The organism is Paenibacillus sp. Y412MC10 (genome assembly GCF_000024685.1).
In the GTDB taxonomy this organism is placed as follows: Bacteria; Bacillota; Bacilli; order Paenibacillales; family Paenibacillaceae; genus Paenibacillus_AQ; species Paenibacillus_AQ lautus_A.
Window position 1 is genome coordinate 1,987,216 of sequence record NC_013406.1, and the last position, 26,961, is coordinate 2,014,176.

Annotated in this window: 25 protein-coding genes; 15 read left to right on the plus strand and 10 right to left on the minus strand. The window is 53.2% G+C overall.

All coding sequences use genetic code 11. The annotated features are described in order from the left end of the window. Positions 1–3 precede the first annotated feature (3 nt). Positions 4–1,167 (minus strand): NEW3 domain-containing protein, encoded by a 1,164-nt coding sequence (locus tag GYMC10_RS08430; protein ID WP_015734134.1) that lies wholly within the window; start codon positions 1,165–1,167, stop codon positions 4–6. 234 nt (positions 1,168–1,401) lie between these two features. Between GYMC10_RS08430 and GYMC10_RS08435 the strand changes: the two genes are divergently transcribed. The 3 genes from GYMC10_RS08435 (at position 1,402) to GYMC10_RS08445 (ending at position 3,995) form a co-directional block, all read left to right on the plus strand. Beyond that, the gene (locus tag GYMC10_RS08435; protein ID WP_015734135.1) at positions 1,402–2,001 is read left to right on the plus strand and encodes a sigma-70 family RNA polymerase sigma factor; all 600 of its coding nucleotides are present in this window, start codon (positions 1,402–1,404) and stop codon (positions 1,999–2,001) included. Beyond that, positions 1,982–2,878, plus strand: coding sequence for an anti-sigma factor (locus GYMC10_RS08440; RefSeq protein ID WP_015734136.1), 897 nt, complete (start codon positions 1,982–1,984; stop codon positions 2,876–2,878). Before GYMC10_RS08435 ends, GYMC10_RS08440 begins: the two co-directional genes overlap by 20 nt. An 85-nt stretch (positions 2,879–2,963) precedes the next feature. Beyond that, positions 2,964–3,995 (plus strand): dienelactone hydrolase family protein, encoded by a 1,032-nt coding sequence (locus tag GYMC10_RS08445; RefSeq protein ID WP_015734137.1) that lies wholly within the window; start codon positions 2,964–2,966, stop codon positions 3,993–3,995. Positions 3,996–4,171: 176 nt separating this feature from the next. Here GYMC10_RS08445 and GYMC10_RS08450 read toward each other — a convergent pair whose 3' ends face one another. The 5 genes from GYMC10_RS08450 to GYMC10_RS08470 all read right to left on the minus strand — a co-directional run bounded on the left by GYMC10_RS08450 (position 4,172) and on the right by GYMC10_RS08470 (position 12,074). Further along, complete coding sequence (locus GYMC10_RS08450) at positions 4,172–7,423, minus strand: carbohydrate-binding protein (RefSeq protein WP_015734138.1); 3,252 nt, start codon at positions 7,421–7,423, stop codon at positions 4,172–4,174. An 80-nt stretch (positions 7,424–7,503) separates the two neighbouring features. Continuing rightward, positions 7,504–8,853, minus strand: coding sequence for an ABC transporter substrate-binding protein (locus GYMC10_RS08455; RefSeq protein WP_015734139.1), 1,350 nt, complete (start codon positions 8,851–8,853; stop codon positions 7,504–7,506). A 98-nt stretch (positions 8,854–8,951) separates the two neighbouring features. After that, positions 8,952–9,851, minus strand: coding sequence for a carbohydrate ABC transporter permease (locus GYMC10_RS08460; RefSeq protein ID WP_015734140.1), 900 nt, complete (start codon positions 9,849–9,851; stop codon positions 8,952–8,954). A 14-nt stretch (positions 9,852–9,865) separates the two neighbouring features. Beyond that, on the minus strand, positions 9,866–10,756 hold the full coding sequence (locus GYMC10_RS08465; RefSeq protein WP_009592178.1) for a carbohydrate ABC transporter permease: 891 nt from the start codon (positions 10,754–10,756) through the stop codon (positions 9,866–9,868). Next, positions 10,743–12,074 (minus strand): glycoside hydrolase family 125 protein, encoded by a 1,332-nt coding sequence (locus tag GYMC10_RS08470; protein WP_015734141.1) that lies wholly within the window; start codon positions 12,072–12,074, stop codon positions 10,743–10,745. The genes GYMC10_RS08465 and GYMC10_RS08470 overlap by 14 nt, the downstream gene beginning before the upstream one ends. Before the next feature lie 526 nt (positions 12,075–12,600). Between GYMC10_RS08470 and sigK the strand changes: the two genes are divergently transcribed. Beyond that, positions 12,601–13,302 carry an RNA polymerase sporulation sigma factor SigK gene (sigK, locus tag GYMC10_RS08475; RefSeq protein WP_006208952.1) on the plus strand — a complete coding sequence of 234 codons (702 nt, stop codon included), beginning with the start codon at positions 12,601–12,603 and terminating at the stop codon, positions 13,300–13,302. A 178-nt stretch (positions 13,303–13,480) separates the two neighbouring features. Here sigK and GYMC10_RS08480 read toward each other — a convergent pair whose 3' ends face one another. From GYMC10_RS08480 to GYMC10_RS08490, 3 genes are all read right to left on the minus strand, one after another. After that, the gene (locus tag GYMC10_RS08480; protein WP_015734142.1) at positions 13,481–13,753 is read right to left on the minus strand and encodes a hypothetical protein; all 273 of its coding nucleotides are present in this window, start codon (positions 13,751–13,753) and stop codon (positions 13,481–13,483) included. Between the two features lie 204 nt (positions 13,754–13,957). After that, entirely contained in the window at positions 13,958–14,236 is a 279-nt protein-coding gene (locus tag GYMC10_RS08485) for a hypothetical protein (protein WP_015734143.1), read from the minus strand. A gap of 103 nt (positions 14,237–14,339) precedes the next feature. Next, positions 14,340–15,176: a sugar phosphate isomerase/epimerase family protein gene (locus tag GYMC10_RS08490; protein ID WP_015734144.1), complete on the minus strand. Its 837-nt coding sequence runs from the start codon at positions 15,174–15,176 to the stop codon at positions 14,340–14,342. Between the two features lie 302 nt (positions 15,177–15,478). Here GYMC10_RS08490 and GYMC10_RS08495 point away from each other — a divergent pair, with 302 nt between their 5' ends. From GYMC10_RS08495 to GYMC10_RS08525, 7 genes are all read left to right on the plus strand, one after another. Further along, positions 15,479–16,444, plus strand: a complete 966-nt coding sequence (locus GYMC10_RS08495) for an acetylxylan esterase (protein WP_015734145.1) — start codon at positions 15,479–15,481, stop codon at positions 16,442–16,444. Between the two features lie 280 nt (positions 16,445–16,724). Next, positions 16,725–17,099 carry a DUF2294 domain-containing protein gene (locus tag GYMC10_RS08500; RefSeq protein ID WP_009592183.1) on the plus strand — a complete coding sequence of 125 codons (375 nt, stop codon included), beginning with the start codon at positions 16,725–16,727 and terminating at the stop codon, positions 17,097–17,099. Between the two features lie 149 nt (positions 17,100–17,248). Continuing rightward, a complete protein-coding gene (locus GYMC10_RS08505; protein ID WP_009592193.1) occupies positions 17,249–18,028 on the plus strand; it encodes an ABC transporter ATP-binding protein in 780 nt (259 codons plus the stop codon). Between the two features lie 30 nt (positions 18,029–18,058). Continuing rightward, entirely contained in the window at positions 18,059–18,940 is an 882-nt protein-coding gene (locus GYMC10_RS08510) for an ABC transporter permease (protein ID WP_015734146.1), read from the plus strand. 52 nt (positions 18,941–18,992) lie between these two features. Then, positions 18,993–20,036, plus strand: a complete 1,044-nt coding sequence (locus tag GYMC10_RS08515) for an ABC transporter substrate-binding protein (RefSeq protein WP_015734147.1) — start codon at positions 18,993–18,995, stop codon at positions 20,034–20,036. Between the two features lie 48 nt (positions 20,037–20,084). Continuing rightward, positions 20,085–20,747: a cysteine hydrolase family protein gene (locus tag GYMC10_RS08520; protein ID WP_015734148.1), complete on the plus strand. Its 663-nt coding sequence runs from the start codon at positions 20,085–20,087 to the stop codon at positions 20,745–20,747. A gap of 101 nt (positions 20,748–20,848) precedes the next feature. After that, positions 20,849–22,252, plus strand: coding sequence for an MFS transporter (locus GYMC10_RS08525; protein ID WP_015734149.1), 1,404 nt, complete (start codon positions 20,849–20,851; stop codon positions 22,250–22,252). Between the two features lie 74 nt (positions 22,253–22,326). Here the strand turns inward: GYMC10_RS08525 and GYMC10_RS08530 are convergent, their stop codons facing one another. Then, positions 22,327–23,400, minus strand: coding sequence for a M42 family metallopeptidase (locus tag GYMC10_RS08530; RefSeq protein ID WP_015734150.1), 1,074 nt, complete (start codon positions 23,398–23,400; stop codon positions 22,327–22,329). A gap of 558 nt (positions 23,401–23,958) precedes the next feature. Between GYMC10_RS08530 and spoVAC the strand changes: the two genes are divergently transcribed. The 4 genes from spoVAC to GYMC10_RS08550 all read left to right on the plus strand — a co-directional run bounded on the left by spoVAC (position 23,959) and on the right by GYMC10_RS08550 (position 26,959). Then, a complete protein-coding gene (spoVAC, locus tag GYMC10_RS08535) occupies positions 23,959–24,447 on the plus strand; it encodes a stage V sporulation protein AC (protein ID WP_015734151.1) in 489 nt (162 codons plus the stop codon). A 7-nt stretch (positions 24,448–24,454) separates the two neighbouring features. After that, positions 24,455–25,468, plus strand: a complete 1,014-nt coding sequence (spoVAD, locus tag GYMC10_RS08540; RefSeq protein WP_015734152.1) for a stage V sporulation protein AD — start codon at positions 24,455–24,457, stop codon at positions 25,466–25,468. A gap of 4 nt (positions 25,469–25,472) precedes the next feature. Beyond that, a complete protein-coding gene (gene spoVAE, locus GYMC10_RS08545; protein ID WP_015734153.1) occupies positions 25,473–25,823 on the plus strand; it encodes a stage V sporulation protein AE in 351 nt (116 codons plus the stop codon). Positions 25,824–26,002: 179 nt separating this feature from the next. Next, positions 26,003–26,959 carry an AAA family ATPase gene (locus tag GYMC10_RS08550; RefSeq protein ID WP_009592163.1) on the plus strand — a complete coding sequence of 319 codons (957 nt, stop codon included), beginning with the start codon at positions 26,003–26,005 and terminating at the stop codon, positions 26,957–26,959. Positions 26,960–26,961 lie beyond the last annotated feature (2 nt).

Genomic DNA, 26,961 nt, shown 5'->3' on the forward strand with positions numbered 1-26,961 from the left:
GGGTCATCTCCTTCCGTATTTGCGAATGAGGACATAGATGCCTCCCAGAATGGCTAATATGACAAGCACGCCGATCCAGCCCCATAGCATGGAACCTTTGACGGCTACGCGGAATTGGGCGTCGGAGCTTGCTTCGGCCGCAGCGGCTTTCAGGCTTGTGACATAATCGCCGGCGATGGCTTTGTCGCTTGAAGTCAGCTTGGCTTCTACCGTTGTGGATTTGCCTGCAGGCAGATTCTCGATCGTTTTCGGATTAAAGCTGACCTCCCAGTCCACCGGCGTATCGGCGCTGAGATTAATGTCCGAGAGTGGTGCGGTGCCCGTATTCTTCACCAGCAGCTCAATGGTTTTGCTTCCGCCTGCATTGACATTCGTGCTGAGCAAGCCGCTTGGCGTTGTAAGCTCCAGTCCGTAAGACCCTGTAATGACGGCTTCCAGCGCAAGATCGGAGGACGTCGATGAATTGGAGGCGCGGATCGGAATGGAGAAGGTGCCTTCCGTCACCTCCGCAGGCGGCTTGACATCGACGGTAATGGATTGGCTTGCGCCTGCCTCGATTTCGACGGAGGATACCTGCTTGCCGCCTGACGTGAACGTAACGTCCCAACCCGCCTGGGCATCGGCGCTCAGGGCATAGTTTTGCTTATTGGCCGTTCGGTTTTGCAGATTCACCGTGTAGGTGAACGTGGAATCGGCGTGGCCCTCCAGATTGGCCTGATCGGTTGTGAGCTCGGTTTGATAGGTCCCTTTTTCCGTGATATCCACGGTTAACTGCAGACTGGCCATCGAACCCGCGGATAATTGAAACCGGTAGGAGCCTTTATCTACCTTAAGCGGCACGGTTACCTCCAGGGTCACCGATTCGGATTCGCCGGGCTTCACCGATACCTCCTTCAGCTGCCAGCCTCCACCGTTTAGCTTGGTGCTCCAGCCGCTCGGGAGGCTGTTGATTTGCAGCGGAACCGTAATGACGCTATTCGTATTGTTTTTGACCTCTAGCGGGTAATTGATGACTTCTCCAGGCGGAACGGAAATCGACGTATATGGCGTGTATAACGTGATTTCTCCGGCCGCTAACGCGGTGTTCCCCCCGCCGTACAAGCAAGCACCCAGGATGAACAAGAGCATCAGGCTCAGTTGCTTGGCTCGTTGTTTACATGATTTCATGACACTACCCCTCCTAAATTTTTTTGTCACAAAGAGTACGTTGGAACGGCCGGGATTGGATTTATCGGAAAGATTAAAATTACCTAAAAAATTCATTAAAGGAACCTGAAAAGCGTCCCGGTTTATTCAAAAGCCAAGGACGGTTTGCTAAAATATTGAATCGAAAACGGCCGTATGCAGGCGAGCCATCCTTCATTTTTGGAGAGGAGATCAGGTTAGGGGGGAGTTGTGGGAATGAACGATCATTCCGCGTTATGGTTGGAGGAGATTGCCGAGGGCTCCGCCGCAGCATTCAGACGCTTCTATGATGCCTATGCCCGTCTGGTGTACCGGTTGGCTTTACAGATGACGAAGGACCCGGCCGAGGCGGAGGATGTATGCCAGGATATCTTCATGGAGGTGCTGCATAAGGCGGATCAGTACGATCCCGCCCGCGGAAGCGTCGAGGCTTGGCTGGCGGTGAGAACAAGGTGCAGGGCGATGGATCGCCTGCGCAAGCGGCAGCGCATCGCTGCGGCCGAATGGAACGGGGAGGCGCTGCCGGAGACGGTATGGAGCGAAGAGCAGGAGTCGGTTGAGCTGGCCGCCTTGCGACGGGTGGAGCTGGAGCAGGTAAAGGAGGCGCTGCAAGGCATTCCGCCCCTTCAGCGGATGGCGGTTTACGGAAGCTACGTCGAGCAGCGGTCCCACCGGGAAATGGCGGAATTGTTAAACCGGCCGGTCGGCACCGTCAAATCCTTAATCCGGTACGGCATCCTCAATGTCAGGCGGCGGCTCGATGCGATGAACGGGAAGGAAGGGGGAAGCGCGCAGCATGAAACTTTCAAAGCATAACCTTGAACATCTTGTTCAAGGTGACATCGGCTGCACGGCCTATCCCGAGGAGAAGCTTGTCGATTACGTCATGAAGCGTTTGCCGTACGCGGAGAGCAGGAATCTGGAGCTCCATCTCAAGGAATGCGAGGCGTGCTCCGGCAAGGCGGCGGAATGGGCCGACCTTATGGGAGCAGAAGATCTCGCAATGCCATTCCATGAATCCGATGTCTTCGGGCAGGAGCTGTTTCGAAGCCGTGATATGGACGGCGAACAGCTCGGATCGACTCAGCCGGCAGGTACGGAGCCGGCCATACGGGGGGCCGTGCAGGATCAGGCTCTGAATGATGGACCCATGCCTCCCGATCGGCTGCGCCACAGGCTCATGCGAGCGGCTTATATCCGGTCCTTCCGAAGCAAGCTCCGAATCAGGAAGCATGCTGCCATGCAGGCGATATCCGGAGCGCTGCTCATCCTGTTGATAGCCGGTTTATTCACCTTGAAAGGGAACGACGTCCAGACCCAGGCGGCCTTCGAACATACCGTGAGCCAGCGGATTGCCGATATGCAGAGCGAAGATACCGAGCGGTACGTCATACAGCCCGTAGAGCCGTTTTACGGCAGCGGCTCGGTATGGCTCAAACGCGGTTCGGGAGAAATGCTGATCGTTGTGAACGGCCTGCATTCCTTGGAGGAAAAAGACTATCAGGTATGGCTGCAGGATGAGGAGCGGCTGTCGAGCGCCGGCTTTATGCTGGTTCAGGGTCCGCAGGGAAAGAGCTATTATTACGGGTTCGGCGCGGAGAACGCGAAGCGGATCGTGGTCAGCATGGAACCCAAAGGGGGGAGCCGGAGTCCGACCGGGCCCGAAGCCGTCCTGGTGAATATGGGGCCTTGATGCCCTGATATGCAGGAGAAATGAGATGATCCCAGGGAACACCTAGTCTGAATTAGTGAGTTTATCGAAGGCGGTGAGTTTTCGGATGTGGCGTGCAGATGCTTTTCTGGAATCCATGTATAACGAGGCTGTGAAAAAAACGAAAGACAGTCAGGCTGCCATGAGCGCCGAAGAGCGCAAACGGTATTTGAAGCAAACGCTTCGGCGATTGATCGGCGAGTTCGAAACCAACGAAAACCACAAGCCTGTCCTGCTCGAACGGGAATCATGCGACGGTTATGTTCGCGAAAGGGTAGAATTATCAGCCGTACCAGGCGTATCCTTTGCGGCGTATATCCTGATCCCGGAAGATCAGGGGAAGTCGATGCCCGCAGCCGTCGCCGTTCATGGCCATGGATATGGAAGCCGGGAGATCGTAGGGCTGAGGCCGGACGGATCCAGCGATCCGAATCCGCCAGGGATTCATCGGCATTTCGCGGTTCAGTTGGTACAGCGGGGCATGGTGGTGATCGCTCCGGATGTGGCCGGTTTCGGAGAACGTCGCCTAGCCGCGGATCTTGCACGAAACGCGGAAGCCGCGAATTCCTGCCACCGGCTGTCCACCCAGCTGCTGATGCATGGCAAGACGCTCGCCGGTCTCCGCGTGGCCGAGACGCTAAGGGCATTGGACTATCTGGCTGAACGTCCCGAAGTCCAGCCGGACAGAATCGGTATCATGGGTTTTTCGGGAGGCGGCCTGATTTCGTTCCTGTGCGCGGCGCTGGATGAACGGATACGGGCTGCGGTGCTTGCAGGTTATCCCAACACCTTCAAGGACAGCATTATGGCGGTGCAGCACTGCATATGCAACTACATTCCGGGTATGCTGAACCATGCCGAGCTGCCGGAATGGATAGGGCTGATCGCCCCCAGACCCTTGTATCTGGAGTCGGGAGCCGATGATCGGATATTTCCGGCTGCGGGTTTTAACTCGGCGGTTGAACAGCTCAGGGACACCTATCGGCGTGCCGGCGCGGAGGATAGGCTTCAAGCCGACCTGTTTCCTGGAGCGCACGAAATTTGCGGCCGGTATTCATATGATTGGCTGTTCGAGCGGTTAAGCAGCCCGGAGAACTGAAGATTTTCCCTGCTGGCCGCTGATCAGACAGAAATAGAGCCCGATCTAGCATTTATTAAGGTCTGAACTTGGAAGCGTGGCGCACGCGCAGGAAATAAAAGCCGAAAAAGATGACTCCCGAGTGAGCGGGAGTCATCTTTTTTACATGTCATCCAGGAAGGCAAGGCGCTTCCGGTTTACTCCAAGTCATCCTGCCAATCCTGGATCAGAAAGTCGGCATCCGTATTCAACACCGCCTTGGCTTGGTCGCTGACATGGCGTCCCATAACCTCTTTATTCAGGTGCTTGGCAAAATTCTGCATATGTTTCGCGGCCTGATCCCGTCTTCCCTTATCCAGATGATGCTGGGCTTGATTAAGGGCATTGCTCAGCTGGGGAATGAGTGGACCGCGTACATCGCCTGAATCCGCGAATCGCTCGACTAATTGTTTCATGGAATTCACGCTGGTGATGACCCGGAACCGGAGGTTTTTCTGAAGCTTGTTTCCTGAGCGGTCCTCGGTCGTAATCGTGGCGGTTTTATCGCCCAAGTTGCCGGCCAAATCAATGTCGATAGGATCCATGGTCATCGGATCGAGGGTGTATGCCTTTCCGTCGATGGTGATTTCGGCAAAACGAATGGAAGAGTCCAGGATTTTAAAACGGAGGGGCGTATAATCCTCCATGGAATCGCCGTCTTGCAAGCTCTTGCCATTCACAGTCAGAGAGAAGGCAGGCGAGTCGGTTACCTCGAGGGTGATCCCCTGCGAAACATTGCCGGATAGATCCTTGGACCGGATGAAAAGCGAATAATCCTTGCCCGCTTCGATTCCTTGTATTACTGCTGTTTGAATTCCGCGATTGACCTCGATGACGTCTCCGACCTGCTGCCCATCGCTCCGCAGCGTAATTTGCACTTTTTGAGCATCGATATCGTAAGGACCGTCCCAATACAGCGTCATACTGCCCTCTCCGCGCTTCACCTGCACGTTCTCTACTTCGCCCGGAGCAACGTCGTCTTCTTCGGGTATGGTAGGAGGGGCAGGCTCCGTGAATACGGCCGGATCGCCAAAGGTGAATTTATCGAAGTTGTATAACCAGTCCCCACCTTTAAAAGATATGAATACAATGTGTTTTCCCGTTACGGGAGTCGTTACGTCCGCCGAGAAAACCTTGAAATTTTGCCAGCCCCCGGTTCCTGAGACGGTTCCGGCAGCAATAACCGGCCCGTTAAGGCTATCCAGTCGGACTTCAATTGTCCCGCCGCTAGTGTCGCTGGCCGCATTGACATGGAATTGGGTTGGGCTTTCGCTGCCGAAATCGATGTAATTGTACATGGCATAAGGATTATTCGGTCCAAACATGCCGGCCAGGTAGGTTTCCCCGCCCCCGGTTTCATTGCCGAAGCCTACTCCGTTCGTATAGTTTTCGGCCTCCAGCTTGCCGTAAGCATCCCTGTCTTTTCCTTTCATGGTTGTAAAGGTGAACCACTCCAGATTAAGGGGATAGTCACTGCCGTTCGCTCCCTTGAAAACCAGGTAAACATCGTGCACCCCTACGGCCAGGGTGTCATCGATATTCGCCATAATATCGACCCAACGATCCCAGCTTCCAAGCGCCGGAATTGGGATTACGCCTGCGGTAGGTCCATCCAGGCCGTCCAACCTGACTTCGATCGTGCCGCCCTGATTGCCGCTCGCCACATGGACGGTCACGCCTGCCGCGCCCGATCCAAAGTCGATTCCTTCATAAGCCGCATAAGCATTGTGATGGATACCGTCTAAGTACCCAAGCTCGGCATGTTTGCTGAGACCTTCGCTGCTGTCGTAATTTCCCGCTTTAAGCTTGGCATAGGCATCGGTTTCGGTCGGATCGGTCGTCGTGAATTTAATCCAGTTCAAATTGAACAAATAATCGTCATTCGTTTTGGTGAAGACAAGATACACATCATGGACGCCGGTAATGGAGCTTGGCGATCCCTGGTCGTCCTTAAGTAGGGTGACGGCATCGATATAATTATTCCAGCCGCCCGTTCCCTCTACGTTTAAGGTCCCGACCTTGGGGCCGTCTTTGGAGTCGAGCCGGATTTCGATATGGCCTCCGCCCGTTCCGCTGGACGCCCTGGCGATGAAGCCGATCGCCCCTTCTGATCCGAAATCCACATTTTTATATGCGGCATAAGAGCCGTGCTGAATTCCGCCCAGTTGGAGCGAGCCTTCAAACGCACCCTCGAGCACGAATCCGGAACCGATATTATAGCGTTCCGCCTCGATTTTATCGAAGGGATTCTTAACGCCATAATGAAGGTCGGCTTCCATCGGCTTGATGACGTTCAGAGCTTGAACGGCAGCAGCCGAGGACCAGGACTCATAGGTTCCGGACAGCAGCTGTCCCGCCCAGTTTCCATCCACGATTTGTTCCGGATTGCGGTGGCTCCAGGCCATTTCGACATTGAATGCAAGCCATTCGTCGAATTCAGCGCTGAACTCCGGGTGCTGCCCGGTCTCATCGAGTGTTTTTTGCAGGTGGGCCAAATTGCGCATCAGGATCGTTTTGCCGCCCTTCAGATCCCCGTTGGGACCTTCATAGTTCAACACGCCGTTTGCATCCACCAGACGGCTCTTGGTAAACTCTGCGGCTTTGACCGCATCGTCGAGGTAAACCGGATTTCCGGTCGCTTTATACAATCCGACGGCCGCTCCGATGTATGTACCCTGGTTGTAGTGAGTGGCGTCCGGAACCGCGCCGCGTTCGAGCTCGATCCGGTCGAATACTTTTCCGTTTCCGTCGGTCAGCATCGTTTTGCCCCATCTGAATATTTGGGTTGCCGCGTTTAGATAATGCTCATCCTTCGTAATATCGTAAAGATACAATGCCGCTTGAGCCGCAGGGAAATTGATGCACGCATTCTTGGTGTTGTGGTCGCTGTTCAGCCACCAAATGCCGCCGCTCGCGAATTCTTCGTCCCACTGCGTGTCGTACACGAAATCGAAATGATGCCTCGCTGCCTCCAAGTATCTTGGGTTCCCGGTGATTTGATAGGCTCTGGCGCTGCCCATCGCCCACCACATGATATCGTCATTGAACGGATTATTCGTCCAATCTTCGCCATACTTGGCTACGGTGCCGTCATAAACATCGTCGATCTGTGTTCTGAGCTCAGCCTTCAAAGCAGGATCGGAGGTGTGCTGATACGCATCCATGACCAATTCCCACAGCTCGGCCTCCACCCAGAAGTCCTGATGCTTGTCGCGTTTGGTATCCTTCCAGAACATCTTGGCGTTCGGATCCCAGAATGTTTCGTTATAAGCTTTCATCGCCGTATCCCCATCCGATGCGGTATAGGCATAGGCTTGGGAAGATCCGATCCCCGGCATGGAGCCAAGCAAGAAAGAGAGGGCCAAAGGCACCGCCAAAAACCTGAACCATTTGCCTGATCTTCGTGACATGAATATTCCTCCTTCATTTTCAATTGGAAGCCGATCCGGGCAGATTCGCGATCGGCTTCATGAGCGCTTGATGCTTCCGGTTATTTGCCGGTAGTGATCACGTTATTGATTTTTTCAGCCATCACATCCAGTTCGGTGATCGGGGCTTTGCCCATCAGTATGTTTTTCCATGATGCTTCGATGAACGGGTACGCTTTGCCCGCCCACGTCGACAGGAAACGAACCGGCTGCGTATTCGGGGATTTCAGAATATGATCGAGGCCTTCTCCTACTTCGGGATGGCCCGCCGCTTTCAGCGCATCGTAATAAGCTGCGGAAGAAGCCTGGTAGGCTGCAGGAGCGACCGGGGTCGATGGGAGGACCTCTTCATACATTTTGGAATCCAGGTACTTGAGCACTTTCCATACCGCCTCGGGATTTTTGAGCGTTGCCGGGCTGGACCAGCCTACGGCGTCATAAATCTCGGTCTGGCTGTTCACCACCGGCATCGGCGCGTAGCCCCATTCCAATTCCTTGGGAGCCGTGCGGATCAGATCGTCCGCTACCCACTGTCCTTGCAGGGTCATCGGAACTTTGCCTTGTTTGAACGAGCTCATGGCATTCGTTAAATCAAAGGTAGGGGGATTCATGTAGCCGTTTGCAATCGCGGACTTGTACTTTTCGACGCCTTCCCGGAATTGGTCGCTGATTTCCACCTTCGTCGGGTTGATAATGGCGTCGGCAAAGGGAGCACCGCCCGCGGAAACCGAATAGAGTGAGACGTGGAAGGGATCAAGGGGGGCATAATAACCGAATTGCTGCACGCCGCCTTGATTGCTCGAAAGCTTCTCCATCGCCGCAAAGAATTCGTCATAGGTCCAGCCGATTTTCGGTTCAGGAAGGCCTGCCTCCTGGAAGGACTTTTTATTGTAAAAAATGCCGTACGTGTTCAAGAGACCCGGTAAGCCAACGAGCTTGCCCTCATAGTACCAGCTGTCCACCACGCCTTCGTAAAAGCCCTCCATGAACGCTTTGTCCTGGGTGGCAAGCTCCGTCCAGTCGTAGAGAAGTCCCTTGCCGGCATTATCGAGCAGCATGTCGTTGCCGGTCATGAAGATGTCCGGCGCTTTCTTGGCCGTGATCATCCCGTTGATCTTGACACCGTAATTGTCCAATGGCGTAGGGATGAGTTTTACTTTGATGTCGGGGTTTTCCTCTTCGAATTTTTTCATGGATGCCATGATTTTTTCGTTCATGGCCGCCGACTCCCAAGTAATCATCGTGACTTCGACGGGTTTGCCGGATCCCGCGTTATCTTGTCCGGACGGCGCGTTCCCGGTGTCTGCCGAACCGGAGCCTCCGCCGCCGTTCCCGCCGCAAGCGGCCAGCAGACTTGAGAAGAACAATAAAGCGATGATAGCGCTGGCCCACCCTTTTGCACCCTGTCTCATTGAAAGACCTCCCCAAAGGTAAATTTAATGATCTGAACATCACCTTGTTTTCGCTTCAGCCAACCCGGTCTGCATCACCTCCCATCCGTGAGGACGACTTACTTCAAGCCTGCGGAATTCATGGAGCCGAGCCCCTGCATAAAAAATTTCTGGCCAAAGAAGAAGAGCAGCAGCATCGGCAGTATATAAATCAGATCCGCGGCCATGAACAAATTCCAGGCTGTCGCATAGGTGCCCGTATAGGTAGCCATTGCCAGAGACAGCGTCCATTTGCTAGGGTCGATAATATAGAGCAGGGGTTCCAAATATTGATTCCATGCGCCTTGGAACGCAAAGATCACCATGGTCATGATCACCGGCATCGACATGGGCACCAATACTTTAAGCAGCACATACAGGTCCGAAGCCCCGTCGATTTTGGCCGCCTCGTCAAACGAAACGGAAATCGTTCTTAAATACTGGACGAACAGGAACGAGAACGTGGCGTTTCCAAAAAAAGCGGGCACGATGATGGGCAGCCACGAATCGTACCATCCGATGCTGGTGTACAGATTAAACATGGGAATCATGCCTACGAATCCGGGAAGCATGAGGCTTCCTATAAATAGCGAGAACCACAGCTTCCGGCCCGGGAACTTCAGCCGTGCGAGCCCGTACCCGACCAGCACCGAGCTGATAATCTGCCCGATCGTGCAGGTGATGGCAATGAACAGGGAGTTCCCGAATGTTTGCCAAAAGTTGATTTCCTTCGTTCCGGTCACGAAATTGGACCAATGAAATTCCCGCGGAAACCATTCGGGCGGAATTTTGAACACGTCATTGTTGCTCTTCAGCGCAATGGTGACCATCCAGAAGAGAGGGAACAGCATTGCTATGGCGCCGATGGCCAAGATCATAAATCGAAAGGCGTCAATCCAATTGAACCTTGCTCTCCGCTTCACGCGAATGTCCGCTGGATTCAGGTTTCCTCTTAGTTCCGGCCGTACTTCCGCTTGCATCGCTTCTTACCCCCTTATTTGTCGCTTTCGTAATAAACGAACCGGTTGGAGTACCGGTAAGAGATAACGGTAAAAATCATGATGATAACGAAGAGAACCCATACCTCCGCGATGGCATAACCAAACATTCTTCCGTTGAAGGCATCGGTATAGATTTTGTAATTCAGCAAGGAAGTGGAGAAATTCGGTCCGCCTCCGGTCAGCACCTGAACCTGGTTAAACGCCTGGAATGCGCCGATGATGCCGAGTATAAGCTGCAGAAACAGGATGGGCGTGATCATCGGAAGCGTAATATTGATCGACATTCGCCATCGGGAGGCGCCGTCGACTTCGGCGGCTTCATACATGTCCTGCGGAACGGACTGCAGCCCGCTCAGAAAGATGATGACGCTGGAACCGACCTGCCATAAACCGATCAACACGATGGATGGAAGCGCTGTCGTTTCGCTCGTCAGCCATGTGCCCGGCGCCAGCCCGAACTCCCTTAGCAGGGAATTCGCCAGCCCGTATTGCGGCTCATATATGAATTGCCACAACGTGAGCGTAGCGATGGAGGGAACGACGACCGGAAGATAAAAGATGGTGCGGAACCATTTGATGCCGGTCAGGTTTTTGTTCAGCATCATCGCCAACAACAAACCTAGGATCAGCGATAACGGAACACTTAGGATTACGAAATAAAACGTCGCGCGGATCGATGGCCAGAAAGCCGGATCCTCCGTGAACAGGTATCTAAAGTTCTCGAAGCCGATAAAACGGGGGGTGTCGTACCCGCTCCATTCCGTCAAGGCATAATACATGGACGAAAGCAGGGGATATCCGACAAAAACACTGAAACCGATAATGGACGGCAAAATGAACAGATAGCCGATGACCCAGCCGCGTAGCTTTCTATTGGTTCCCATGATGATCCCGATGACCTCCTAGGCGTTCATTCGCTTTGACCCGAATGCCGTTATAGTCCATGATCAGCTCGCAGAACATCATATTTGCCCAAGAAAACCATGGGCGGGTATAACGGGCAGGGTCGTCGACCAGAAATCCTTCATGCATCATGCCGGTGCCAGCATCGGTATCCGCCATTAACCGAAGCAGCCGAAGCTTCTCCTCTTGATCGGTGGTCGTCAAGCCCTGAATGGCCAGCCCAATCGGCCATATATAACGAGCCGGCGTATGGGGGCTACCGATGCCGGAGGCGGCAGTGCCTTGGTAATAATACGGATTGGCCTGGCTCAGCACGAACCTGCGGGTATTTTGATAGACCGGGTTATCGGCGCTTGCATAACCCAAATAGGGGATGGACAGCAGGCTGGGGACGTTGGCGTCATCCATAAGCAGGTGGTTTCCCATTCCGTCCGTCTCATAGGCGTAAATTCTTCCGTATTCGGGATGGTCGAGCACGCCGTACATCTCGATGCCATCCCGGATTTCATCCGCCAGTTTCGCCGCTTCCGCCTCCATCTCGGGATCTCGCAGGACGTCTCGGCAAATTTCCGCCAGATAACCGAGCACGACGACGGCGAACATATTCGACGGAATCAGGTATCCATAGGCGCAGGCGTCGTCGCTCGGACGGAAGCCGGACCAGGTCATTCCCGTATAAGCCACTTCCGTGCCTTTGCCGCCGCGGGGCAGCGTGTCGCTTGGAGGACAATCAAAGCGTTCGAAATAATACGGCGATTTCGATTCATGATGCTGTTCGGTTCGCCAAAGGGCTAGAATCGCCTTGGCAGCTGAATGGAATGTGTGATCGAGGTGAGAGGTTCTGCCGGTTTCTTTCCACAACAGGTAAGCAAGTTGGAGAGGGTAACACAATGAATCGACCTCATATTTTCGCTCCCAAAGCCAGGGGTTCATGGCGGTGCGATCGTTCTGATGGCCTTGACCGGAAGGCGAATCATTAAACGCGTTGGCGTACGGATCCAGCAGGATGAATGCCGACTGCCTCCGTACGAGCCCTTCGATCAGATCGGCCAGTCTGGGGTCTTGGCCTGCCGGAACGAGGAACGGCCGGATTTGCGCCGCCGAATCCCTCAGCCACATGGCCGGAATATCGCCGGTAATGACAAAGGTGGTGCCGTCTGGCTGTCTTCGGATGGTCGATCCCAGCGTGTTGTCCAGCATGCTCCTGAACATATGTCCAAGTTTCGGATCATCCGGGGTGCCTTCGGATACCGTGCGGTGCAAATCGTGCAAAACAGCAAAATAGTCCAACGTAAACATGTTAGCTCTTCTCCCTTCCATAGTTCCGGGTGTCGATCGTTGCTGTCATGCCCATATATAAAACGCTTACATTCAATATAATTACATACCAATTTAATGTCAATATATTATATTTAATAAATTTTATGCTGTTATATTATTTTGTTGTTTTGCGCGAGTTAATGGTGGTTCTTTGGATCGTTTACTTTGGTTTGAAGTGAGATCTCTTTGGTTTCAAGATTTGAATTCTGCATATTCTTATATTTATATCATGTTATATTGATATGGGTCATGCCACTGGATTTTCGGTGTTTCGGATCGTTTATGTTTGGCAGCCGGATCCATTAGATCCGCAGAAACTCCATTGGCCCAAGACTGCGACTGGCGTTTGAAATTTACGGGAAAGCGATAGCGCATTTAACGATTTTGCGCATCAGTTTCCCCCGTACAGGCACTTCTGGGCCGCTGCCTACATACAATGAGAAGACCGAGAAACCGAGCGCGATAAGGGCCGGTTGCATTGTAACTTCGCAGGAGGTGTCCTAAAGTGCCTGGATTGTTTACCGCAATTGCTTTGTTCATTAAAGAGTTGACCCTGCTCGTTTCGTATGTGAAAAACAACGCGTTTCCCCAGCCTCTGACCGAGGAGGAGGAAGCTAAACATCTGCAGCGAATGGCCGAAGGCGATCCTCAGTCGCGGAATAAACTGATTGAGCATAATCTTCGGCTGGTCGCGCACATCGTCAAAAAGTTCGATAACACCGGCGAGGATCTGGAAGATCTCATATCCATCGGCACCATCGGTCTGATCAAAGCCATTGAAAGCTTTCGGCCCAACAAGGGGACGAAGCTGGCGACGTTTGCTGCCCGTTGTATAGAAAACGAAATATTGATGCACTTGCGTTCGCTTAAGAAAACGCGCAAGGACGTATCCCTGCATGATCCGATCGGAACGGACAAAGAGGGGAATGAAATTACTCTAATCGATATCCTCGGGACGGAAGCGGATGACATTGTGGATGCAGTGCAGCTGAAAATCGAAAAGAGCAAAATTTATCGAAATCTGGACATATTGGACGACCGGGAGAAGGAAGTTGTCATAGGGCGGTTTGGACTGGAAGCCGGAGGAGAAGAACGGACGCAGCGGGAAATCGCCAAGGAACTGGGAATTTCACGCAGCTATGTGTCGCGCATTGAGAAGCGGGCGCTAATGAAGCTGTATCATGAGTTTTATAAGCAGAAACGATAAGAAGCGGCTGTTCTCACATCAAAAGGATCGAAGAGGATTGTCTATATAAAGAAAGATAAAGCCACTTCCACATGATGGAAGTGGCTTTATCTTAGTTGTTTCAGTTAGAAAAAACGATGCTCGGCAAGAGGCTTCGGAAATTAGGAGTGCTCAGTCAAAACCATCATGATGCACGGTGTTATGTAGGGTTCGGCGCGCTCTGCTTGAAGAGTGAGCGCAGATCCAGGTGCGCATGACGCCCGGATTTGAGCTGCTGCCATTGCAGCACGCGGCGGATCGCCATCGGGGCGATGATGCTGCCGATCATGCCGAGCAGATCGGATTGAAGCGCTCTTTGAGCGATGATGTAACCGCAAGAACCGCCGATAAATTCGATGGACATGTAGCGCTTGACGCTCGATAACGTGACGACATAAATCACGAATTCATCCTTCTCTTTCTTAATGGGCATGGTATATTCCCCCGCTCCCTCATGTCTTTTAACACTGCAGCCAACGGTGTTTCTTCCTGGGGATCGTGTGTTAGATGCGCGTTTTTCACATGCCATTTTATGTATTTTTATAGGCCATTATGCATTCGGTGTCGGGTGAATACAAGCCCTGTTACGACAAAAACCAACCGTCTTGTCCAAAGAACGACGGTTGGATATAAACTCCTACTCAGGTTTCTTTTGTCCCGGATCTGCTTGCATGCTCTCGTCTTCGCCGGGATACTCCCGCTCGATGCCCATGTGCAGATTGCGATCCTCGTAATCGAACCGATTCGGAGGCCGCTGATCCTTGCGCCATGGCGTGCTCTTGCCGAGGGAATCGCTGCGAAGATCGGAACCGTAGGGTCCCTCGGGAAATTCCTCTGCCACCAGATCGTTCCGTTGGGATTCAACGGTAGACAAATCCGTGGACTCCGCTCGTTTTTCCTTCTCAAATCCGTTCATGCTAAAGACCTCCCGAAAAGGTACTTAACGTACCCTTTCAGTGTGCCCTGTATTAGAGGAATCATTCCGATATGTGCGCGGCACCGACTGTGCAAACTAAATATTACAGACCTGCAGCGCCGAATACGCTGTTGAAGGCTTGGCGCGATTTGGCAGCCAGCTCCTCTGGAGTACCCTCCGGTGTGGAAGGCGTCAAAATTTCTTGCGTTACCGGGCCCTTATAGCCGATATCGTTCAGCGCTTGAAGGAAGCCTGGCAAATCAATCACGCCCTCACCCGGATAAAGACGGTCATTATCGAGTACGTCCCGGATTGGAATGTCCTTGGCATCGTTGATGTGGACATGAACAATCTGGTCTGCGCGCAGCTGCCGGATATCGTCGGTTGTCATCTCGTTGGTGTACCAGTGATAGGCATCATACAGCAGCCCGACATTCGGCTCCCCGATGGCATCGATCCAATCCAACGTCTCTTGTACCGTCCATATGAACGGGTTCTTCCATTGGGTGCGCAGATGGTGCGGACCGACGAACTCCAGGCCCAATCGGATTCCGTATGCTCCCAGAATGCTGGCGCAGGCCCGCAGCCTGGAAGTGGCCAGCGCCATGAAATGGGCTGCAGGCGCGTCCGTGGAAGGAAGAATGTATGTACAGCAGCGGGTGCTGCCAAGCGCCTTGGCGGCGGCCGCGGCGGCCGGCAGCTTCTCGAGTCCGCTTAGGAACTGCTCGTTCGACCCTCTCCATTCCACCGGGAGACCGATCGCCCCGATTTCCAGTTGGCGGGATTGCAGCATTTCGGCAGCCGCTTCCGCGCCAAGCCGGTCCACAAGACCTTTGGCATCGATATCGACGCTTTGGAATTCATATTTGGCCGCAAGCTCGATAAACTGTAAATCGCTTTCAAGTTTTCCGAGCCCTGCGCTTGTTAAACCTTGCAGCATATTCATCGTCTCCATTCGCTATATGATGTCGTATTGCTAGAGCCGGGTGCTTGTTTATACCAACCCGGTTGGCATTTCATAGTTTCTATTATGATATGTTCAACTCTATAAATCTATGATCGCTTTTTAATTTTTTTGAAGAAAGATAACGATGGTGGCCGCAGTCGGTTCGTTATTTTGGGAGGTTTTGTAATAAATCGGCATGATTTCTTACCGTTTCGAAGGGGATACAGGACGTGATGCCGAAATAACCATGTCATGTGAACTTCCATCTAACACGCGAAAAGGAGTTTTGACACAGAATGAATACCATTGAGCAGCGTAAGAAAGAGCTTGGCAACTTGCGTCCGGAACCAACGATCGACGAGCAGGTATTGAATATTTTTTGGGAGGGAGTGCTAAAGTCGCATGGGGACAGACCGCTTCGCATGGTTAGTAGACCGGAAGCTACGCCTTATCCCCATATGGAGGTATTTCGGGTAACCTATCATGGATATGATGATACTCCTATCAACGCTTGGTATATAGCTCCGGCTAATCCTTCTTCGAAAGCAGGGGCCCGGCCATGCATCGTAACCTTCCCGGGTTATACCGGAGACCGCGGATTTCCTGAACGGTATGCTCACTGGCTGATGCTGGGGTATACGGTATTTGCCGTTGACGTCAGAGGTCAGGGCGGGGAGACGGGGAATTTGTTGCCGCTGGACAGCGGCGTGGTTAAAGGCTGGGTGTCGCAGGGGATTACGGATATCCATCGCTCCTATTACATGGCCATTGCCATGGATGCCGTGAGAGCCGTGGATGCGGCATCACGGCAGCCGGGAGTAGACCCTGCAAAAATCGCCGTGGTGGGCGGGAGCCAGGGCGGCGGCCTGTCGATGCTGGCAGGGGCGCTGAACCCCAAGGTTGCGGCCATTGTAGCCGACATTCCCAACATGTGCAGGATGGATTACGGCATTTTGTATTCGGTCAGCTCGTTGAACGAGATCGCCCAATACATAAAGCGGTACCCGGAGCAGCTGGATCAGATTTTGGCACATCTCGCGCATTTTGACATGCTGAATCTCGCGCCGCGAATCCAGGCGCCGATCATGGTGTCCGTCGGATGGAAGGATACGGTTTGCATGCCCGAGACCATCTATGCGGCTTACAACCGGATCGAGGCGGCAAAAGAAATCAGGGATTATCCGTTCTCCGGCCATGAAGTCAGTGAGTATCAGAAGCGGGAAGGCGTTTTGTTCCTGGAACGGGTATTTAATCGGAGATAGACAAATGAACGGAACGGGAAATTAGGGCTTTGTCCCGTTCTAAGGATGTGTAAAAATGTGAAAAGAGATCACGCACGAACGGTATATCGCAAGTCATTGTGTGATATATATGTCATATAAATTAACATAAAATTAAATCTTGTTAACTTTTTTGACGTTAATGTATTGACAATCCTCAGTGTTTGCCTATAATTAAACCCAAGGACACAACGAACTCGATAAACACCCTATACCTACCCCGGTCAATGTAATAATAATTTACACAAAGGGATGTTGAACCATGATGACAGCAGGCGAACTCAAACAGGATCTTTTGAGGGTTTACAACGCGATAAATAAGAAAATATTTAACGTGGGTGTAAAGCAGCAAAAAGTCGATTTCGTTGGCAACAAAATCATCATTGTGTCGAGGAATAGTAGAGTCCCCGTCCTAAAACTGCTGGATGAGAATTACCCCCTCTCTACCCGGCAGTTGGACCACCTTTTATTCCAGGTGTTCAAGCAGGAGATTAAAACCAGCCTGGAAGAGAAGTTTCCGTTTAAAATCATCTCCATTCTTAAAGACTATGATGCAGAGACCGAGTTTTCCGGTACCATCGTATTCTTGGAGAAGGAGATAGAAACATATCTGAACGACATGCCGGAACTCGGGTAGAGAGCGGGCCGATCGTCAGTTTGGTACCAAGGTACACGTTGGTGTGCGGCTTGGGGCTGGACTGGCGATTTTTTGTTACATCCGCTTTTGAAAATAAATGTGTGTTGTTACTGAAAAAACATGAAAAACAAAGAAGAGGAGGAAGGGCCATGACTCACAAAATCGAAATTTCGGGCGTCAGCAAATGGTTTCGCAGAAACGGGGAAGAGATTCCGGCCATGCGGGAGACGAGTCTGGCGATCGAGGAGGGGCGTTTTGTCAGCATAATCGGTCCCAGCGGTTGCGGCAAATCCACCCTGTTCAACATTATCGCCGGCCTGATGCCTCCATCCACGGGCAAAGTGATGGCCGACGGAAAGGATATCGTCGGTACGACCGGTTATGTGGGCTATATGCTGCAAAAGGACATGCTTCTGCCATGGCGCACCATTCTCGATAACATCATTCTGGGCATGGAGGTTCGGGGCGTTCCCTACAAGGAAGCCGTGGAGAGGGCGCTGCCCTTGATGGAGAAATACGGTCTGAAGGGCTTTGACAAGCATTATCCGAAGGAACTCTCTGGGGGGATGAAACAGCGTGCCGCGCTGCTGCGGACGCTGCTCTACGACAGGGACATCATTTTGCTGGACGAGCCGTTCGGTGCGCTTGATGCACAGACCCGGTTGACCATGCAGAACTGGCTGCTGCAGATCTGGGAGGACTTTGGCAAAACGGTGCTGTTTGTCACCCACGACATCGATGAAGCGATTTACCTGTCGGATGACATCTACGTATTCTCATCCAGGCCCGGCCGGATCAAGTCCAAAATCACCGTGACGATGGAGCGTCCACGCAAAACGGAAGACATGACGTCGCCGGCATTCATGGAGTTGAAGCATCATCTCATGGACCTGCTGTCGGCTGGGCATGAGGAAGAGCAAATATCGTAAAGCGAGAAGAACGAAAGGAGAGGGAGCCTGATGGAAACTGCACGCAAAGAGGCTTTTATCGTACATGCCGTGACACCCGCGGAGTCTGCCGCGGGTTCGTCCAAGCGGCCGGAGGTCGTGCCGTACATATTGGATGAAGAGGGACTGGAGCGCCGCAGGAGCCGGCGGATCGTTTGGGGAAGGTCCGCTGTAGCCGTGCTTGTTTTTCTGGTATGGGAAGTGTTCACCCGAATCGGCCTGCTGGACTCCTATTATTGGAGCAGCCCCAGCGCGATCCTTCGCACAACCTGGACCCAAATCACCGAGGGGACCTTGTTAAGGGACATTACGTACACGTCCGGCTCAACCATACTCGGTTTTGTGTTCGGCACCTTCCTCGGTGCACTGCTCGGGCTATCATTCTGGTGGTCGAAATCGTATGCAGGGATCAGCGAGCCGTACCTAATCATACTGAATGCATTGCCCAAACTCGCCTTAGCGCCCGTACTCGTCATTCTGCTCGGAATCGGATTCTTCTCGAAGGTGGCTCTGGCGTTCTCCATGACGGTTGTCGTGTCGGCCCTGTCGGCATACAGCGGCGTGAAGAGCGTGGACCCGGACATGGAAAAGCTGATGTACTCCCTGGGCGCCAAGCGGCATCAGGTCTTTACCAAGGTCGTTGTACCGTGGTCCATGCCCTGGATCATCAGCAGTTTACGGATCAATATCGCCCTTGCGCTGGCAGGTGCCATCGTGGGCGAGTTCATCGCCTCAAGCCAGGGCGTCGGCCGGATGATTATGTATGCAGGAACGATATTGGATATCAACCTCGTGTGGGTGGGCGTCGTCGTCCTGTCGATGCTGTCCATGGTGATGTACTGGGGCGTCGTCGTACTGGAGAAGTGGTTATCCAAGGGCTTGACCAAGCAATAGCCCTAGACACATCCACCAAAAACGAACTATTTCTATTAAAAGGGGAATTCATATGAACAAAAAAATGAGGAAACGTTCACTGTTGTTCGCACTGGTCATGGTCACCGCCCTGCTTGGCGCCTGCGACAACGAGAAAAGCGACGGCAGCACCGTCTCCGCTTCCGGCGACGGGAAGCTCAAGAAAATCGTGATCGCCGAGCCGCTCCACTCCACGGGCTATCTTCCCCTGTACGTCGCACAGCGCGAAGGCTACTTCGAGAAAAGAGGGCTGGACGTCGAGGTTATCCAAGCGGCAGGGGGAGCGCACGTAACCGCCGTGGTCAGCGGTGATGCCTGGGGCGTTATCGGCGGGACGGAGTCCAATGCCTTGGCCAACAACAACAATTCCGACCCGATCATCTCGGTCGTCAATGTCGTCAATCGGGCGAACGTGTATTTAATGGCTAAGAAAGGCACCGCGCCTGCGAGCGATTCCCCCGAGGACCTGAAGGCATTTTTGCAAGGAAAAAAGATTAACGCCGGCCGCCATGGCGGTACGCCGAATCTCTTAACCCGCTATCTGCTGATTCAGCTGGGGCTCGATCCGGAGAAGGATGTGCAGCTGCTGGAGCCGGCCGACGGCTCCACGGTGGTGACGATGGTTCAACAGGGCGCAGCCGATATCGCCAATGGAGCCGAGCCGCAAATCAGCGACGGAATTTCGAAGAACGTGTGGGAGGAGCCGTTTTACAAATTTCATGATCTCGGGGATTTCTCGTATTCGGTGCTCAGTGTGAAGAAGTCTACCATCGAGAAAGATCCGGAAGCCGTTCAAAGCTTTACCGATGCCATCATCGAAGCGCTTGAAGTCGTCCAGTCGGATAAGGAGCTGGCCAAGAAGAATCTGAAAGCCGAATTCCCCACATTATCCGAGGATGCGATACAAGCTGCGCTGGACCGTGCCTATGCAGACAATCTGTGGAGCTTGGACGGGATGATTTCGGAAGAAGCGTTGAAGCATGATATGGATGTCATGATAGAGACTGGAATTTTTAAGGGGGATTATACCTATGATGCCCTGGTGGATATGCAGTTTGTGAACCAATCCAAGAAGTAAGCATTAGAACATGATTCCAAATATACGGGCCTGAAGGGGAGAGTTACGATGAAATCTTTGAATCAACTGATGCTGGGAAGCAAAGCGGCGGTGATCGTGGTGGATGTGCAAAACGATTATTGCCATCCGGACGGGGCATTGCCTAGAGCGGGCTGCGATGTTAGCGGGGTGGCAGAGATGATGCCGCAGCTGCATAAGCTGCTTCATTCCGCCAGGGAGCTGAATGTGCCGATTATCTTCATCCAAACGCTGCATGAGAGAGCGACGGATTCCGAGGCCTGGACGACCAGGTCCTCCGGACGCTCGGCTCATGTGTGCCGGAAGGGAAGCTGGGGAGCGGAATTTTACGAGATCACGCCCGAGGCGGACGATATCATTGTCAATAAACATCGATACAGCGCATTTGTGAATACTAGGCTGGATTCGGTATTAAAGACGCTGAAGATCGAGACCTTGATCATGACGGGAGTCAGCACCAATGTGTGCGTGGAATCGACGGCCCGGGACGGCTTCATGCTGGATTATCATATCGTGCTTGCTGCGGATGCCTGCGCGTCGTATTCGCAAAAGGCCCATGACATGACGCTCGAGAATATCGAGGGTTATTTCGGGAAAGTTAGTGAGGTGGCGCATCTTATCGATATTTGGATGGATAAAAAACCCGAGGAACCGGTGCGGCCGAAATCGGCGGCGCAGCCGGCCATCGGTTAGCTTGCAAGGTATTCTGGTTCAAGCAGAGTAAAGCTCTCCGCATGGGGGAGCTTTTTCTCTGAGCGGCACCGAAATTCATGAATAAAGCGGGTGAGTCCTGCATGAACAGCAAATCAAGGATGATCGTTCAATACACCATATGTTTAGGAGCATTTCTGTCCAATCTGTCGGCCGGCATGTTCAACATCGCGCTTGTAGATATCGCAAGAACATTCGATTCCTCTATCCCCGCGGCACAGTGGATCGTGACCGCATATTTGCTCGTCATCTCCATCCTGCTCCCGGTCATGGGTAAGCTGGGGGACATGCTGGGCAGGCGGAAGATCCACAATATCGGCTATTTCGTGTTTATGGCCGGTGCGCTATGCTGCGCATTGTCTCCTTCCTTAAACGGTCTGATATCTTCCCGGATTCTTCAAGGCATCGGAGCGGCCATGTATCAAGCCACGAATATGGCGCTCATCATCTTCGTGTTTCCGAAGGAACAGCGCGGTAAAGCGCTGGGATTAATCAGCACGTTCGTGGCTGCGGGCTCCATGATCGGTCCGAGCCTTGGCGGAATCTTGATTCAATGGTTTTCGTGGCGGAGCAATTTTTGGCTGCTTACGGCGATCTCGCTGGTTGCATGGATATTCGCGCAGCGTTTCATTCCGAAGGACGAGCCGGATCAAGGCGTGAGCCGGCTGGACGTGCCGGGGGCTGCCTTTTTTGCGATATCCTTGACCGGACTGGTTACGGCCGTGAATTTGGGGGCTCAGTGGGGATGGGGTTCCTGGCAGGTTACGCTGCTGTTCATGATGTTCGGGGCAGGAGCCGCCGCATTCATCGGGTGGTGCCTGTCTTCGCGCTGGGAGCGAAAAGGGAAGGGCCATCTTCCGTTTATGAAGCTGGATCTGTTTCGGGATGCAGGCGTTAGCGTCGGAATCATCATTACCATCATCACCTATATGGCCGCTTTCTCCGCGCAGCTTGTGCTGCCGGTGTTTTTGCTCAGCGAGCTGGGCATCGAACCTGCGACGGCAGGGCTGATCATGATGGGGTACCCGTTGTCGTTGATCATATTCTCCCCCTTAAGCGGAAGCTTGTCGGACAAGCTGGGGACGTTCCCGTTATTGTCTGCCGGCTTGCTGGCCATGACGGCGGCGCTAATCGTGCTGGGCTTTGTATCGCCTGCGTATCCGATCTTCTTCCTGATTCTGCTTATCGTCCTGCTCGGCGGTTCCATGGGCTTGATCACGCCGCCGAACAATTCCCTGGTGATGGGCAGGACGTCCAAAACGGACCTCGGACTGATCAGCAGCATTTTGGCGCTGTCGCGAAATCTGGGGATGATGTTTGGCACGGCGGCGGGAGGTGCCATGCTGGCGCTTCCGGGTCAAGCGGCAGGGGGGCTTATCGGTTTTCGCATGATATTTGTGCTGAATACGGCGCTGGTTGCCATCGTTTATGTCACGATGCTCATATCGTTTCGCTTCGCCAGGCATAAGGAGACGTTATCTTCGTAAATGCAGAAAGAAAAAAAGGGTATCCCGCGGTCTGTTCAAGACCTGCAGGATACCCCTTTCCATTTCCGTTTGGCTTACGCGCGGTCCAGGATCGTCTGGAGCGTCGTGCGGTCCAAGCCCTTGACGAGCTTGATCAGAAGCTCTTTGGCTGCCTCGTAGTCGTCCGTGTGGATGATGGACGAAGAGGTGTGGATATACCGGGAGCAAATGCCGATGATGGTGGACGGAACGCCGATGCCGCTTAAATGCACTTGGCCAGCGTCCGTGCCGCCCGGCGACACAAAGTATTGGTATTTGATTTTGTTTGTCTCCGCCGTATCCTGAACGTACTCGACCATGCCGCGATGGGTCAGCATCGTCGGATCGAAGATGCGAAGCAGCGCGCCTTGACCCAATTGGCCGAACTGGCTCTTGTCGCCCATCATGTCGTTCGCTGCGCTGGCGTCCAGACCGAAGAAAATATCCGGCTGAATCAGGTTTGCCGAAGTGCGGGCTCCGCGAAGGCCCAGCTCTTCCTGCACGGTCGCACCGGCGTATACCGTGTTGGGAAGCTTCTCGCCATGGAGCGCCTGGACCAGCTCGATGGCAAGGCCTACGCCGTAGCGGTTATCCCATGCCTTGGCCATGATTTTTTTCGGATTGGCCAGCGGCGTGAATTCGCAGATCGGAACGACTTGCAGGCCGGGACGAATGCCGAACGACTCCGCTTCGGCCTTGTTGTCGGCGCCGATATCGATATACATCGTATTGATGTCGACCGGTTTGCTGCGCTGCGCTTCATCCAGCAGATGCGTAGGAATGGAGCCGACAACCCCGACGACCGGGCCGTTGTCCGTGATGATCTGCAGGCGCTGGGCAAGCACGGCTTGGCTCCACCAGCCGCCGAGCGGCTGGAAACGAACCATGCCCGCTTCGGTAATGCCGGTTACCATGAAGCCGACTTCATCCATGTGTCCGGCCACCATGACTTTCGGACCTTCATCGTTACCGCGAAGGACGGCGAACAAACTGCCCAGCCGATCCTGCACGAACTCATCTGTATATGGAGAGAGGGCATCCTTCACCCAAGAACGGAGTTCCCTCTCAAAGCCCGGTGCAGCAGGGAATTCCGTTAATGTACGGAATAATTCCAGTGTTGATTCATTCATGACGAAATCGCTCCTTTAGAAAAGGTATGTAAGAGTTTTTCCTTTTCTAGTATGCCCCTATACATCCGAAAAGTCTACAAAGCCGGCATCATCAGGCTGCGTTATATAAATGTAACTGGAACAAGCACCCCCTATCCTGGACGGGAATACGATATAGAAAAACATGTGGATGTTTGTTGTCAGCGGGAAGGGGCAGAATATGAACCGCCATGGGATTGATGGATACGACTATCATGCCGAAGTCCGAGAACTTCTGCTCATTATGGTCTTGTTCATCCTACTCGTCATTTTATTGAAATACATTCTTATATAACGGCCGGCTCCAAACGAATCAAGTCAGCGAGTTTGAAAATCAGCTTTCAGGATGCTCCTGGAAGCTGATTTTCGCGTTGACGTCACTATGGCCGGACAAGCCATGATGCGTGGGCGAGAAGGATGATTTTCCAAACATAAAGGGAGATCATTCAAAGCATAATGATATGTGAGTGATATCCATAGCGGCTTTTCAGCGTTTGTTCAAGGGATTCCATACTTAACCAATTGCGGAGGTGTATTGAAATGTCAGGCTCCAACCAAAAGCCTAAGTCTGATATCACCACAATGAGCTCGGCGGAATATCAGACGATTGCCAAAAAGCATGAGCCTCCCCGCGCCGTGCTTAAAAATTGCTTGCGCGCTTTTTTGGTGGGAGGCCTCATCTGTTTGATCGGCCAATGCATTCAGCGTTTTTTTATGTCCGTATTCGATATGAGCACCACCGAAGCGAGCAATCCTACGGTCGCCGTATTGATCATCCTCTCCGTCATTCTGACGAGCTTCGGCGTATATGACAAAATCGCGCAATGGGCCGGAGCGGGCAGCGCCGTGCCGGTCACGGGGTTTGCGAACTCCATGTGTTCCGCTGCGCTTGAACATCGTGCAGAGGGATTGGTCCTCGGGGTCGGAGCCAGCATGTTTAAGCTGGCGGGCTCCGTGATCGTATTTGGTACCGTGGCTGCGTTCATTATCGGTATCATTTACGCTATTTTCGGCATCGAGGGGAGGTAACGCGATCATGAAGGTGATCGGTCAAACATGGCAGTTCGAGAACAAACCCGTCATCATCGGCACGGGGACGATCGTTGGCCCTGAAGAAGGGGAAGGTCCGTTGGCCAACGATTTCGACTTTGTCTACGACAATATTGAGATCAACGAAAAAACATGGGAAAAGGCGGAACGGAAGCTGCTGGAGGACGCGTCGAGAAAAGCCGTCGAAAAGGCGGGCATCAAGGAAGACCAGCTGCAGTTTTTCGTGGGCGGGGACTTGATGAACCAGATCATCAGCAGTTCGTTTGCCGCCAGACAGATGGGCGTGCCGTATATCGGCGTGTTCGGTGCTTGCTCCACATCGATGGAGAGCCTTGCGGTCGCCTCCATGCTTGTCGATTCGGGCGGAGCCCAGTATGTCATGGCTGGTACGGCCAGCCATAACTGTACCGTCGAGAAGCAATTCCGGTATCCGACGGAATACGGATCGCAGAAACCGCCTTATGCGCAATATACGATCACGGGAGCGGGCTGCTCCGTCGTTTCGCACAAGGGAGACGGACCTGCCGTGACGTATGCCACCATCGGCAAGGTGGTCGATCTGGGCATCAAGGATCCATTCAACATGGGGGCGGCGATGGCTCCGGCGGCGGCCGACACGATCACGAAGCACTTTAAGGATACAGGCCGGCAGGCGAAGGACTATGATCTGATCGTGACGGGCGATCTTGCCTCGGTCGGGCTTCCCATTGCCAAGGACCTCCTGCAGCAGAACGATGTCATCATGGACGGCACGGTATTTGCCGATTGCGGCTTAATGATCTACGACATGGAAAAACAGAAATACGTCAACGCAGGGGGCAGCGGCTGCGGCTGCTCGGCGGTTGTCACCTACGGCCATATTTTGAAACGGATGCGCAAAGGCGAATTGAAAAAGGTGCTGGTCGTTGCTACCGGTGCCTTGCTGTCGCCCCTTTCTTACCAGCAGGGTGAGAGCATTCCGTGTATCGCTCACGCCGTAGCCTTAGAGATGGGAGGATAACAAGATGCAGTTTTTATGGGCGTTTATTATTGGCGGATTGATTTGCGTCATTGGGCAAATTATGATGGACGTTATTAAACTGACGCCGGCGCATACGATGAGTACGCTGGTGGTTGCAGGGGCCATCGCGGACGGCTTCGGATTGTACGAGCCGCTGGTGAAATTCGCGGGAGCGGGAGCCTCCGTGCCGATCACGAGTTTTGGCAACTCGCTTGTGCACGGCGCGTTGACGGAGCTGGGGAGGGACGGCTGGATCGGGGTCGTAACGGGGATATTCGAAGTAACCAGCGCGGGGATATCCTCGGCGATCATTTTCTCCTTCCTGGCAGCGCTGTTCGTACGTCCGAAGGGATAACATCGTGAACATCCAGAAGCAAAAGATCTCGGCTTTATGCCGGGGTCTTTTTTTTTCTGCCTAAAGGGCCTGTAAGAAGGAGAACAACCAAAATATCTCTACGAATGTACTCCGGGACTTCGATCATGTACAATAGTACTAAATTAAGTATTTATTCCCTTACAGGAGGTTAGTCATACATGCCCGTAAGCCAAGAATCCATGAAAATCATTACCTCGGTACGAACCAATCTGGAGTCGTGCCTGCTAGGCAAAGAATTTGAGATCCAATTGCTCCTTACGGCGCTGCTCGCTGGCGGACATGTACTGATCGAAGATGTGCCCGGCACGGGAAAGACCCAACTGATCAAAGCACTAGCGAAATCCATGCAGGGGGATTACCGCCGCATTCAATGCAACCCGGATATCCTCCCGAGTGATATAACAGGCGTTTCCGTATTCCACCCTCGAGACGAAATGTTTTACTTCCGACCAGGTCCGGTCATGACCAATATTTTGCTGGCGGACGAAATCAACCGGGCCACAACCAAAACGCAGTCGGCCCTGCTGGAAGTGATGGAGGAGCGCAGCGTAACGGTGGACGGGGCTACCCACGAACTCCCGCATCCTTTCATGCTGTGCGCGACCCAGAACCCGATTGATTTTGAAGGCACCTATATGCTTCCGGAAGCGCAGCTGGACCGGTTCATGCTGAAGCTGAGCCTGGGTTACCCTGATGCCGCCACGGAGAAGCAGCTGATGTACCGTTCGCGCGACGGGCAACTGTCGGACAAGCTTCAGCCTGTGACGCATATGGATAAGATTTCATCCATTCAGCGCGAGATTCGCGAGGTATTCATCGGCGAGCCCGTTGCCGATTACCTGCTGAATATCACCCGCTCGACCCGTGAGCACCCTTCCGTTATGCTGGGCGCAAGTCCACGGGCCACCCTGTCCTTCATGAATGCGGTTAAAGCCTATGCCTTCCTGCAAGAGCGGGATTACGTTCTGCCGGATGACGTGAAGACGCTTGCTCCCTACGTACTTTCGCACCGGATCATGCTGCGTCCGGAAGCCAGGCTCGACAATGCGAGTCCGGAGTCGGTGCTTGAGTTTATACTCCGTCAGGTTAAAGTGCCTGTTCAGATGGGGAGATAGGC

Bases quoted from the DNA above. Each gene is read 5' to 3' on its own strand.
- GYMC10_RS08430 (WP_015734134.1), bottom strand. From the start codon at position 1,167: ATGAAATCATGTAAACAACGAGCCAAGCAACTGAGCCTGATGCTCTTG.
- GYMC10_RS08435 (WP_015734135.1), top strand. From the start codon at position 1,402: ATGAACGATCATTCCGCGTTATGGTTGGAGGAGATTGCCGAGGGCTCC.
- GYMC10_RS08440 (WP_015734136.1), top strand. From the start codon at position 1,982: ATGAAACTTTCAAAGCATAACCTTGAACATCTTGTTCAAGGTGACATC.
- GYMC10_RS08445 (WP_015734137.1), top strand. From the start codon at position 2,964: ATGTGGCGTGCAGATGCTTTTCTGGAATCCATGTATAACGAGGCTGTG.
- GYMC10_RS08450 (WP_015734138.1), bottom strand. From the start codon at position 7,423: ATGTCACGAAGATCAGGCAAATGGTTCAGGTTTTTGGCGGTGCCTTTG.
- GYMC10_RS08455 (WP_015734139.1), bottom strand. From the start codon at position 8,853: ATGAGACAGGGTGCAAAAGGGTGGGCCAGCGCTATCATCGCTTTATTG.
- GYMC10_RS08460 (WP_015734140.1), bottom strand. From the start codon at position 9,851: ATGCAAGCGGAAGTACGGCCGGAACTAAGAGGAAACCTGAATCCAGCG.
- GYMC10_RS08465 (WP_009592178.1), bottom strand. From the start codon at position 10,756: ATGGGAACCAATAGAAAGCTACGCGGCTGGGTCATCGGCTATCTGTTC.
- GYMC10_RS08470 (WP_015734141.1), bottom strand. From the start codon at position 12,074: ATGTTTACGTTGGACTATTTTGCTGTTTTGCACGATTTGCACCGCACG.
- GYMC10_RS08480 (WP_015734142.1), bottom strand. From the start codon at position 13,753: ATGCCCATTAAGAAAGAGAAGGATGAATTCGTGATTTATGTCGTCACG.
- GYMC10_RS08485 (WP_015734143.1), bottom strand. From the start codon at position 14,236: ATGAACGGATTTGAGAAGGAAAAACGAGCGGAGTCCACGGATTTGTCT.
- GYMC10_RS08490 (WP_015734144.1), bottom strand. From the start codon at position 15,176: ATGCTGCAAGGTTTAACAAGCGCAGGGCTCGGAAAACTTGAAAGCGAT.
- GYMC10_RS08495 (WP_015734145.1), top strand. From the start codon at position 15,479: ATGAATACCATTGAGCAGCGTAAGAAAGAGCTTGGCAACTTGCGTCCG.
- GYMC10_RS08500 (WP_009592183.1), top strand. From the start codon at position 16,725: ATGATGACAGCAGGCGAACTCAAACAGGATCTTTTGAGGGTTTACAAC.
- GYMC10_RS08505 (WP_009592193.1), top strand. From the start codon at position 17,249: ATGACTCACAAAATCGAAATTTCGGGCGTCAGCAAATGGTTTCGCAGA.
- GYMC10_RS08510 (WP_015734146.1), top strand. From the start codon at position 18,059: ATGGAAACTGCACGCAAAGAGGCTTTTATCGTACATGCCGTGACACCC.
- GYMC10_RS08515 (WP_015734147.1), top strand. From the start codon at position 18,993: ATGAACAAAAAAATGAGGAAACGTTCACTGTTGTTCGCACTGGTCATG.
- GYMC10_RS08520 (WP_015734148.1), top strand. From the start codon at position 20,085: ATGAAATCTTTGAATCAACTGATGCTGGGAAGCAAAGCGGCGGTGATC.
- GYMC10_RS08525 (WP_015734149.1), top strand. From the start codon at position 20,849: ATGAACAGCAAATCAAGGATGATCGTTCAATACACCATATGTTTAGGA.
- GYMC10_RS08530 (WP_015734150.1), bottom strand. From the start codon at position 23,400: ATGAATGAATCAACACTGGAATTATTCCGTACATTAACGGAATTCCCT.
- spoVAC (WP_015734151.1), top strand. From the start codon at position 23,959: ATGTCAGGCTCCAACCAAAAGCCTAAGTCTGATATCACCACAATGAGC.
- spoVAD (WP_015734152.1), top strand. From the start codon at position 24,455: ATGAAGGTGATCGGTCAAACATGGCAGTTCGAGAACAAACCCGTCATC.
- spoVAE (WP_015734153.1), top strand. From the start codon at position 25,473: ATGCAGTTTTTATGGGCGTTTATTATTGGCGGATTGATTTGCGTCATT.
- GYMC10_RS08550 (WP_009592163.1), top strand. From the start codon at position 26,003: ATGCCCGTAAGCCAAGAATCCATGAAAATCATTACCTCGGTACGAACC.